Below are 10,196 nucleotides of genomic sequence, written 5' to 3' on the forward strand. Positions count from 1 at the left end.
GTTCACTCTCTGATATGGGTTCCCTTAGCGCTCCAAGGCTGCATCAACCGCTCCTCGATATCTCGCCGCGCCACGACCTTTGTCCAGACCTCCCAGCCCTTCTCCCCCTCATCCAGGTCGAGAAAGTCGCCATACCGCAGGCTGAACACGTCCGCCGGGCTCTCCGGCCTGGTGAAATTGCGCAGCTCCTCCTCGACCTTTTCGATGTCCTCGATCCAGTCGCTCTCGATCGTGTCCGGCAGGGAACCGAGGATGTCGTACCGGTCCTGCATCCTCTCGGAGAGGCGCTGATAAACCCGCTCATCAAGGGTTCCCTGGTAGACGAGGTTCGCCATATCGACCTCGCGGCGCTGCTGGCCATAGCGCTTGATCCGGCCGATCCGCTGTTCGAGCCGGGACGGGTTCCAGGGCAGATCCACGTTGATGAGCGCGCCCAGGGTCTGGAGGTTGAGCCCCTCGCAGGCTGCGTCCGTGGCGCATACGACGCGAAGCTGGCGCTCCTTGACCCCGGCCTTGATCGCCTCGCGGTCCACGCTGCGCCATTCCCCGTCAAGAAGGACCCCGGATTTACCGACCCCGGCGTAGACCGCGACAGGCTCCTCAGGATACTTCGCGCTGATCATCTCACCTGTCCACCGCGCGGTGTCGTAGTATTGCGAGAAGATGATCGTGCCAAGCTCCAGCCATCCGGCCTCACCGAGGTAATGCAGGACGGCGCGCCCCTTGGGATCCTCGATCTGCGCGCCGCCGAGGATCTGCAGAATCCGTTCAAGGTGGCGCGCCTCCTCGTCGACCGTGGCCGCATAGGCTTCCGCCCCCATCTCCTCGATCGCCTCCAGCAGGTCCGGATCGTCGGCCTCCTCGGGCTGCAAACCCTCACGGCGCCGCGCCAGCATCTTCTCGGCGGTCGCCGCCCCGGCGGCCACCGAGGAGCAGATTCTCTGCATCATCAGGTTCCCGAGGAACCCCGTCCCCTTCTGGCGGGCCTTCATCGCCCGGGTGAACAGGCGAACCTCGTCATACGCCTGATCATAGAAGTGCGGGGTCCGGACCGCGTTGTTCTCGAAGATGCCCGGCGCGGCCCCCGGCTGCGATGGTTGAGGTCTACGCGCCGGACGCGCCTACCGGGCGCACAAAATGTAGCGCCCGCTCAAGCCTCGGTGAGCCCGGCAACCCACACAGATTGAGAAGGGACATATCTACTAAGTAGTTATTTTCAAATGCTTTTTACTTTCATTGCCGGTATTTTTCGACTGAAGTTTGAAGCATTATTGCCGTGATACGGTTGGCTTTTCACATACCGTTTGATCGGCGAAACTTTGCGGGTTTTCACAATTTATGTTGGGCAGCACATCAACGGTTTCGGGGTCCTCAGCTTCAGATTCTACTGTTGCGGTTGAAGATGCGTCAGCTTCTATTTTTTGCGTTGATTTAATCTCACGTTCGAACGTTGGTTTGGTACTACCCATAAATAACCAAATGGCCAACAACACAATTAACATTACGGTCAAGACCGCACCAACGGCTAGAACTACAACATTGTGCCGGTTAGCCTTTTCATGTTGTTCATAAAGCGACCGATCAATCGGTAATCCTTTAGGATTTTGACCCTGTCGTTTGATTGCTAGCTTCTTTTCAATTCGTGCAAGACGCTGGTCCAAGTTCTCTTGCCTACGCAACACTTCGGCCATGCTAGATGGTTTGCGCGGCGAGTTCTCAGAACTCTCAGGCTTACGGCTCAACCCCGAAGCTTTTTCCATCTTCATTGTATGGTTTTCTTGTCGGATCAGCGTCTGCACTGCCTCCTCCGGGCTCGTCGACGGAATGCTAGTCTGGCGCCTTGTAGCCGGGGTCTGCTGGCGAGTTCTCTCCGCCTGCGCACGCAATTGCTCCACTTCAGCGTGAACAGACTCTACAAATTGCCGATCCACAGGTTTGGTACCTCTTGTCTGCGTCGGAAGAAGTATGACCCGACCGATTTTCTTAGAGGTCCCAATCAAGTCAATTCCTGTTTGAATTGCTTCGTCAGTTTTAACTGTAGACGCTTCGTCCTGATGCAAAAGCTTTGTCTCTTTCTTAAATTGATACTCCACTTTCACTTCTCGTTTTGGAACATTGTTTAACAAACCCAGTTGTTCCGGTAAGGGCTTGCCGGCCCACCGATCAGTGGTTGCATTTTCGATTAATGGAAAGAGATAATCTAAAATATATGTCATCGAATGTTCAAGATTTTGACTGGTTTCGGGCATGCTAATGCAAGCCCCAATAATACCAGGGCGCTTGTTAAAGTCGGTAATCTTACGCACAAGACCAATCAAGAACTGGTTCTCTCCCTGAACCATAAGCCATTGCAAAAAAATTGCGCTGTCACCTGATACTTCAGGCATAAGAGCTGACAAGATCCGCTCAGATCGCATCTCCAATGGTTTCCTGTCGAATGTCAGAAAACTCAGAATTCCGTTCGCTTCGGCACGCAATCCATCGTAGGATGTGAAAACAGCTTCCCCTGTTATGGCTGATGGTTTCATGCCATCCATTTCTTAACTATTTAGCTTTCGAAGGACTCGCTGCATAAATGTAGCTCCGAGTCTTCTCCCAGTGAACTGTTTATATATCCAAGCAAACACTTGCGCAGAATTAGTTGTGTCGAACCGAACAATCCTTTCGTAGGGCATCTCATCTTCATAATATGTTTTTATATCCCCCACATGGAGCGGAACAATTGCACGCTTTTTTTTGTTCCAAGAGTTGAATAACGCCGACGTTTTTGGAGCGAACTCTTTTAAGTAGATTTTTGATATATTACCAGAGAGCTTATTTTGCCCAGCAGTATCGGGCCTACGCCTATGCAGACGTTTTAGCGCAAGGTGCGGGTTAGCGATAAGAATCGCCAGCGAGAAAGTTTGCAAACGGTGCTTTATGTTGCGATTCAGCCAAGTGAACAAGTTGTTGAAAAGCAAATCGTTTTCAAGCTGATTGGGGTGAACAATCAAGACAATCGTGATCCGAAGCTTAGTGTTTTTGAACAAGGCGTCGATGGCATCTGGTAACTTTGGATCGCTGCCCTCCTTAGCTACTACATTCACCAAATCCTCGCCTGAAACTTCAATCACACTGAAACTTAGACGTGTTTTTTGCCCCTTTAGTGGGGTTACTTCATACGAAAGCTCTCGGATAGCCTCATCACCGAGATTTGTGGCGCCTAAAAACCGACCTGAGTTAAAGACGCGTTGCCATTGATTCAACATTGCTTGACCGGCGTAGTTAGGAACCTTACGACGCTCAGGAATTACGATCTGGTTGGACAGATGTTCTGCTTCATCAATGTATTTGAACAAAGAGGCCAGAAAAGTTGTTTTCCCCGATCCGGGAAGACCAAACGGAACCAAGTAGTTTCCACGCCGGCTCTGGGCATCTTGAGCGGTAAATGCCGCTTCACTGCCCCCACTGCCCACTAACTCAGAGAACGGATCGTGCTCCTCAACGGGATCGGAGTCGGATGGCTTGACGACCTCGGGCTCAGGAGAGCGCGGCCAATTATAGCTCGCGGTTGTTTGGGCCATTCCCGGTTCCTCCGAGTTTTTTTCATCACCACTCATGATCAGAACTCACGATCTAATATATCAGGTTCGTCATCAGACATGTCCATAGTAATACTATCGCCTGGGCGAAAAGCTACTAGTGCAAAGAGAATTGGAACGAAGTCGACCGTGATTGAAAGAATAAACGCCATGATCGTAACGCTAAGATTCGGCACTTCTACGAAGCCGTTATTGAGACTGTAAACGATTTCACCCAAACGGCCGAGTGTCGGGTCGATATATTCGTGCTGAACTGTCTCACTGGGCGGCAGCACTGCATTTGCGTCCCGTTCGATTTGCTCACTATCCTCTGACAATTTCGAAAGTACAGTTAAATCCGCGCCAGCGCGCAGTGCATCATCTGCGTTTCCGTAGAAAGCCAACCTCTCATCTATTTGGCTGATAACTGCACGAACTTCGTGGTAGGGTCCTGTTATACTTGAATTTCCTTGGGCCTCTTGCACCAGTCCTCTGAATGACTCGTAATACTCTTTGCGTTCCGCAACAGACGACGATGGTCCAGGCCGCCGAAGGTCCGTCACTTCAATACCAAGTAGAGTATTGATAGCCTGAATGTGCCCCGCACATCGCTCGCCACAGCCCGGCCGCCCCGGGTCGTTCATCTGTGTCCACATTTGCTCCAATTCGGTTTCAATGTTGGCGCGCCTATCCGTTTCTTCGGTGACAGCGTCAATGGCCAACAAACGTGCCTTTGTTGTGGTTAGATCATCCGAGAAAACACGATACTGCTCACGCACGGTCGAAGCCAAAACATCGCTAGTCATGAAGTTGGTATAGAGATAATTAAAATTACTGACACTAGAGAATGTCGCGGCCATCAGGAAAAGCAAGAAAGCAGGTGCCCACGGCAAACCCTGCTCTCGATTTCGTTGGATTAAATAGTCCGCTGCAAATAAAAGCAAGCCGATTACAGCTGTAAAGTACGGAGTAAGTGGGCCAAATGTCCGTTCGAATCCATAATAGGTTAAGAATAAGGAAATCCCAATGCAAAGCAGTACCAACGTATAGTATACAGAACGGACAATGAACATTGTTTCTCCAAACGAACGATTTCTTGCTAGCGTTTATAGGTTGACGATCAATGCAAAGTGCTCAACGGGCGACTAGCCCCAGTCGATAGGCCCTCCAGTTGACGCTTCCTTGTTTCACGCGCTTTTTTGACATACATTCCGACATCCCCGAGTGGCCTGCTGTTTGATTGCAGGGTGCCTGATTACACCACGAGATCAAGTGATTTTTATTCCAAGTTGCTCTACGATCACTGGAACGCTCGAATGTGTGTGGATCGGGTCGCAAGGCCGCCTCAACGGGCGAAAAGAAGACGACGTGTCGGCCGTATTTGACCGAGCGTATTCCCTTCCGGAAGAGGTCGCGACGGCGCCCCGACATCGGGTGGGCCTTGATCATCTCGAACGTGTCCACCAAGCCACGGTAGTAGTCGAGCCATTGCGCCCTGCCCCACCTTTCGACGGTGAAGGTGCGGATGTCCTCGAGATCTTGTCGCGCCAGGTGGGAGAGCTTCAGCGTCATACAAAGTTATGACGTGTAGGCGTCGGGCTCGAAGGCTTTGGGGTCAAAGTCAGAGAAGCCGCCTGCTTCCGCCGCCGCCGCGGCATCCTCGAGGTCAGCCTTCAGCGCGTAGAACTGACGTGCACCATCCTTTTCCATCAAGAGACGAATACCAGCACGCACAACCTCGCTTGTGTTGGCGTATGCACCAGACTTGATCTGCCCTTGCACATATTCCTGCATGGGGTCAGTCAGATGAACATTGGGCATGGGTTTCTCCTTTATATGCACGATCATAGCAGAATCTGACATATAGCGTCAAAGCGCTTTCGCGCGCTGCTGCGACACACCGACCGGTGTCGTCGCTCCGGCAACGCCCCCAATCCGGCAACAAAAATACCTGGCATCCCTTCCCTGGCACACTGCCGCGTCGTCGCCTATCTCCGCAATGAGTCAGTTGCATCAACTTGCCTTGTCGTACTCGATGAGACGGATGTGGCACTGGGCGCAGCGGATCTGTGTGCTTACCCGGTCTCGTTCTGCAGCGGATCGCCGCGCAATTCATCGAGCAGCCGCCCGTCGGGCAGAACCGCCCACTTGTAGATCTGGATCGTGGTCCAGCCGGTCGCCTTGCAGCCCCACTCGTTGAAGCTCATGACATCACCCCGGAACTCGACCTGCTTGCCGTCCACCACGGTAGCGCCGCCGCCTCGGTCATGTTTCTTGGCGCTTTTGCTTCAGAAGCTCAAAGCCAGCCCGGAACCCCTCGGTTTGGGTCATGCCGTTCACGGCGCACCATGGCTTGAACGCTCGGCGCTCTCGCTCTGACACGCGGAAGTTAAGGTTCACCATCTCGTCCAGCGGGTCCTTCTCGGTGGGCTGGTTCGACATGATGCGGCTCCTTCTCTAACAAGTGGTAATGAAAATTACCCTATCAAGCAATCAGATCTTGGGTGAAAGAAAAGCGTGCCCCTACCACTCACCTCAGCTCGGAAGGGTGACTGAGCCAAGAGGCGGTCGATACTGAGATGAGAACCACGGGGATATCGTTCAAAAACACTAATCACTGGTGACATGTGTGGTGTCAGGCAGTGACATCTGTGTCATTCGTAGGGTCATGTGTGTCTAGAGGCTGGACAAGTATGTTCAGATTTCGCGCCTGGGTGGACGCTTGTTCCTTGTCCTCATGATAGCTGTTCCATGCCGGATGATCACATAGCCCCTCGTCGATCAGCGGTGTTCGCCCTCGGCAACCTGTTTTTGGTGCACTTGACTTGACGACACGGGGGCAATCACACGCCCTCCAGGTCGTCGTAGTAGACCATCGCCGGAAGGTGTCGCCGCTGGTGTAATATATGCAAGACGACATGCGCGTCGCCTGCCGCGTCAACAGGTGAAAAGAAGAAACATGGTGACCGTAGTTGTGGTGTTGTGCACGGCGAACGCAGTCGGGTTCGCGAGAACCAGGGCAACCGATATTCGTTATAAAGATTGTTATAAGAGTTAAGCCGAATCGAAGCGAAATTTTAATTATTTACATCAAGTGGTTATGGGAACCTTCGGGGAACGATAACCCGTGATTCGGGGAATGATCACCCGTGTAAGAGGGGAATAAAAACCCGTGCTTCGGGTGCGAGGCATGGGGGAGTAAAAACCCGTGTTACGGCTGTGAGGCCTGAGGGAGTAAAAACCCGTGCCATGCTTGCTTGCGGTATGTGGAGTAAATATCGGTTGGTGTCAGCGAGGAGCAGCAACCTGATCACAGAAGAAGTCTTCTGAAGCGCATGCGCATGAGCGGATCGCCGTTTGCACCGCGTTCCTCGATTAGCTCGTATGTCGGTATGGCTTGTTTCTCGCGGGCTCTTCGCAGTGCTTTTGCGAAATCAGCATATCTCATCGAACTGCCGGACCGCTTGTGAAGATCGCGAAATGAGAAAACCCAGCCATCCGGGTTGTCGAGACCGTTGCCAGCGTGACGTCGGGCAAGTCGATATAGAAAACGGTCGATACCGGAAGTTAGCTCAAAATACAGCGGGGTGATCGACAGGACGTCACGCCGACTCTCAGTGACGGCGCTGTAGATCCAAGCAGGCACGGTCATGCGTGCGCCGAGCGGTCGGCCGTCCTTTTCATCAAGCAGGAATTCGCTGAGAAGGTTGAAGTCTTCGAATCGCTCTTTTCCGCGACGGCGTAGCGATGTCCGAATTCGGGTTGCGCGTAGACGGCTGACCGCTCCTTTGAAACGCTCATAATCTCGACCTCCGACCCTGCCCATGCTGTCGCACCAGCCGATTGACTTCATTAGATCGTAGGGGCGGAAGGTGATGATAGGAGACGGCGTTTCTCCTCGTTCAACTGCAGCGTTAAGCTGGCTGATCGCCCAGATCACGACATCGAAATCCCAGATGGTTGCTATTCCGTCGTCAGAGGTCGAGGTGATGAAGACTTGCTGGCCTGATGGACCTTGCCATTCGATCCTCTCTTGGCCCCTTTTTGCAATGGAAACCATCGGGGCGCTCATCATTTCCCTATCATCGCGTAGCGGGACATCGCCGACGAGCGCAACAAACAGGTCGAGTTGCTCCTTTTGAGTGCTCATCCCGCTCACTCCTGCATCATGGACTGAAAGGGCTGCACCATCAGTCTCGACCCTCAGCCTTGTCCATCAATCGTTCAAGCATCTCGCCATAAGTGAACCGTCCCCCGCCGGGCGGCCGACACAGCTGTTTGAAGCGCTCGATTGTGTCGACGCGGGCGCGTATGGTGAACTGGCTCTCTCTGGGTGCTTCGCGTCGGGACCAGCCCATGCCGGGATCATTTACCACGCTCTCTGTATCCTGAGACGCCTGTTGCCGCTTTGGCTGAAAGTCGTTGAGACTTTCGAGATTCAGGCCCTTTCTGGTCATGATGTAGCCCTCTCTTTATTTCGAAGTATTTCTATGATTTCGCTAGAAATGGCGGAGGCATTCGCGACAGCCTTGTCGATGCCGTTCACCTCCTGCGGATCGAGCTGTCGAAGTCCACCACCGGAACTGAACAAGGCGGCAAATGCGTCGCGTTCAACAAGTTCAGGTCCGATTACGAGGATTCCCGCCTGGCTCCTCAGTTGCTCACCGATGTGTCTGGCCGTTCGCGATTTCACCGCAGCACGCGTTCTGGTCAGGAGCACTGCTGCCGGGATCTCCCGTCGTGCTGCCCTCCCTGCCCGCTTCACGGCACCGAGGGTGTCGATAGCCGCTTGTGCATCTTGATGCTGCTCTTGCGCTGGAACAATCACCAGATCGGACGCAGACATCGCAAAGGTAGCCAGTTGTGATGCCATTCCTTCAAGGTCAACAAGCACAAAGGGCACTTTTGCTGCCGCTTCGTCGATCTCGTCTTGAATTGTGCGTTCGCCGCCTGAAGATATGACCCGTAGTCGCTCCGGCGGATCGGATAGTTGCGCCCAGGCTGCCAGTGGCCGTCTCGGATCTGCATCAATCAATATTACATCTGCAGCCTCAGCGAGCTCGCAAGCGATGATCAGTGCCGAAGTCGACTTACCCGAACCGCCTTTGCTGTTAGCGAATGAGATGACCGGCATTCTTGGTTCTCCGCCCGATACTCTGTCTTCGGTACTAAGCACACTGGCAAGATGTGTTGTCAACTGATTTCAAATGATGTCACATCACATGCCATCACATGACATCATTTGAAATCATGGGATGTGAAAGCATACTTTGATTGAAGTTCTCCTCGATTTGTTGCTCCACCAGTTTGGTTACAGTCTGTAGGCTCTACTTTCAGCCCAGAACGGATCTTCGAATGACCCGCGTATATCTGCGAGCGCCCCTCGACCGTCAGGAGGCGGCGAGAATTATGCTTCCAGCGCTGGTCTACCACGACGACTTAGATGGCGCATGATGGCTGCCTTGTCGCCGAGCCAACCCCGGGCGACAACCGTCGGCTTGTTTTGACGCCAGGCCGCAGTCTCAGCAAAAAAGAAGGCCACATGGCCCGCCCTCCGGCTTCCGCCGGCACTCAGTGCAGCAGCCGCTGACGACCACAGCATTGTTTAAACTTCTTGCCAGAGCCGCAGGGGCAGGGCTCGTTTCGCCCCGTTTTCTGCGCTGACCGTGTGAAGGTCCCCGTTCCCAAGACAGGTGCGGTTTTCTGGCGTTCATGAAAGTGGTGGTGCAGTTGTATTGCGGACGCCATGAGCCCGGCTAGGAGATCTTCCCGTCTCTCGCTGGACATCGGCTCCGTGTAAGGCCGCATTTTGGGGTCGGGGTGGTTTTCGTAAGCAAGCGCCCAGATGGGTATCATCGGCCCACCATGATCCTCGTCCTGCGCCAGATCCACCCATTGAGACCGACGAATCTCGGTACCTTGCAAGAAACCGTTCGCCCAGTTGTTCCCCAAGAAGTCGCCATTCGTGTCGGGAAGCAGAATCGGCTCAAAAATATCTAACGACATCAGTGAGTTGGGATCGGATTTCAGAGCCCGGGTCGAGGCTTCCAGCTTGGCATTAACATGGTTGGAATGCTGCGTGATCAATTCCATGAAGCGTTTCGCTTCGGTCATATTGTCAAAGACCAGGTCTCCGTCAGACGTTGCGCCTGCCTGGAGAAACTCCATGTATTCACTCGGCATGACCATATCGATGGTACAGGCCAAGGCGACAAAGAACCCGTCCAACGCTTCCGCGTCTGGAATAGCACCGCCATTGACTCGCGCGAGGAAGGTGTTGATCTCGTCTATCTCAGCGTCGGACAAGCTTGGCGCATTCGTCATCCGTGCGTTCCTTCCCAAGAACATGGCTATGAGCCTCGAAGCAGGTCACGTTGTATCCGTCAAATCGGCGTGGCTCAAATATCTTCTGGTCAAGAGCCGCCTTCAGGTAACCGAGCGTGACGCCTGGGCAGACTGGAGTGCAGTGTCGATTTTATGTTGATAGTAGTCTTATGCACAAGATATAGTGGTTTTATGCAACTCGAGATTTTCCCTGACCGTATGCATCTTCGCCGGAAGGACCCGACGAAAAATATGCGGCGCTTCTACAAGATGGTGGTACAGCGCGACCTTTTCGGGGGCGCATCCCTGATC

13 protein-coding genes are annotated in these 10,196 nt (G+C 53.4%); 1 reads left to right on the plus strand and 12 read right to left on the minus strand.

Annotated features, from left to right (window positions below; all coding sequences use genetic code 11):
* Positions 1-2: 2 nt before the first annotated feature.
* From ACROSR_RS16185 to ACROSR_RS16240, 12 genes are all read right to left on the minus strand, one after another.
* Positions 3-992: a helicase-related protein gene (locus tag ACROSR_RS16185; protein ID WP_432686892.1), complete on the minus strand. Its 990-nt coding sequence runs from the start codon at positions 990-992 to the stop codon at positions 3-5.
* A 276-nt stretch (positions 993-1,268) separates the two neighbouring features.
* Positions 1,269-2,537: a hypothetical protein gene (locus tag ACROSR_RS16190; protein WP_432686893.1), complete on the minus strand. Its 1,269-nt coding sequence runs from the start codon at positions 2,535-2,537 to the stop codon at positions 1,269-1,271.
* A 3-nt stretch (positions 2,538-2,540) separates the two neighbouring features.
* Positions 2,541-3,599, minus strand: coding sequence for a hypothetical protein (locus ACROSR_RS16195; RefSeq protein WP_432686894.1), 1,059 nt, complete (start codon positions 3,597-3,599; stop codon positions 2,541-2,543).
* Between the two features lie 2 nt (positions 3,600-3,601).
* Positions 3,602-4,633 (minus strand): hypothetical protein, encoded by a 1,032-nt coding sequence (locus tag ACROSR_RS16200; protein WP_432686895.1) that lies wholly within the window; start codon positions 4,631-4,633, stop codon positions 3,602-3,604.
* Positions 4,634-4,694: 61 nt separating this feature from the next.
* A complete protein-coding gene (locus tag ACROSR_RS16205) occupies positions 4,695-5,132 on the minus strand; it encodes a type II toxin-antitoxin system RelE/ParE family toxin (protein WP_432686897.1) in 438 nt (145 codons plus the stop codon).
* 6 nt (positions 5,133-5,138) lie between these two features.
* Entirely contained in the window at positions 5,139-5,381 is a 243-nt protein-coding gene (locus ACROSR_RS16210; protein WP_432686899.1) for a type II toxin-antitoxin system ParD family antitoxin, read from the minus strand.
* Positions 5,382-5,635: 254 nt separating this feature from the next.
* Positions 5,636-5,803, minus strand: a complete 168-nt coding sequence (locus tag ACROSR_RS16215; RefSeq protein ID WP_432686900.1) for a hypothetical protein — start codon at positions 5,801-5,803, stop codon at positions 5,636-5,638.
* A gap of 22 nt (positions 5,804-5,825) precedes the next feature.
* Positions 5,826-6,002: a hypothetical protein gene (locus tag ACROSR_RS16220; RefSeq protein ID WP_432686902.1), complete on the minus strand. Its 177-nt coding sequence runs from the start codon at positions 6,000-6,002 to the stop codon at positions 5,826-5,828.
* 868 nt (positions 6,003-6,870) lie between these two features.
* The gene (locus tag ACROSR_RS16225) at positions 6,871-7,710 is read right to left on the minus strand and encodes a replication initiator protein A (RefSeq protein ID WP_432686904.1); all 840 of its coding nucleotides are present in this window, start codon (positions 7,708-7,710) and stop codon (positions 6,871-6,873) included.
* A 40-nt stretch (positions 7,711-7,750) separates the two neighbouring features.
* A complete protein-coding gene (locus tag ACROSR_RS16230; protein WP_432686906.1) occupies positions 7,751-8,017 on the minus strand; it encodes a hypothetical protein in 267 nt (88 codons plus the stop codon).
* Entirely contained in the window at positions 8,014-8,694 is a 681-nt protein-coding gene (locus ACROSR_RS16235; protein WP_432686907.1) for an AAA family ATPase, read from the minus strand. Before ACROSR_RS16235 ends, ACROSR_RS16230 begins: the two co-directional genes overlap by 4 nt.
* A gap of 437 nt (positions 8,695-9,131) precedes the next feature.
* Positions 9,132-9,884 carry a UPF0149 family protein gene (locus ACROSR_RS16240; RefSeq protein WP_432686909.1) on the minus strand — a complete coding sequence of 251 codons (753 nt, stop codon included), beginning with the start codon at positions 9,882-9,884 and terminating at the stop codon, positions 9,132-9,134.
* 219 nt (positions 9,885-10,103) lie between these two features.
* Between ACROSR_RS16240 and ACROSR_RS16245 the strand changes: the two genes are divergently transcribed.
* A partial coding sequence (locus ACROSR_RS16245; protein ID WP_432686911.1) for a WGR domain-containing protein occupies positions 10,104-10,196 on the plus strand: 93 nt, incomplete at its 3' end.

It is taken from the genome of Roseovarius tibetensis (assembly GCF_050896375.1).
Classification (GTDB): Bacteria; Pseudomonadota; Alphaproteobacteria; order Rhodobacterales; family Rhodobacteraceae; genus Roseovarius; species Roseovarius tibetensis.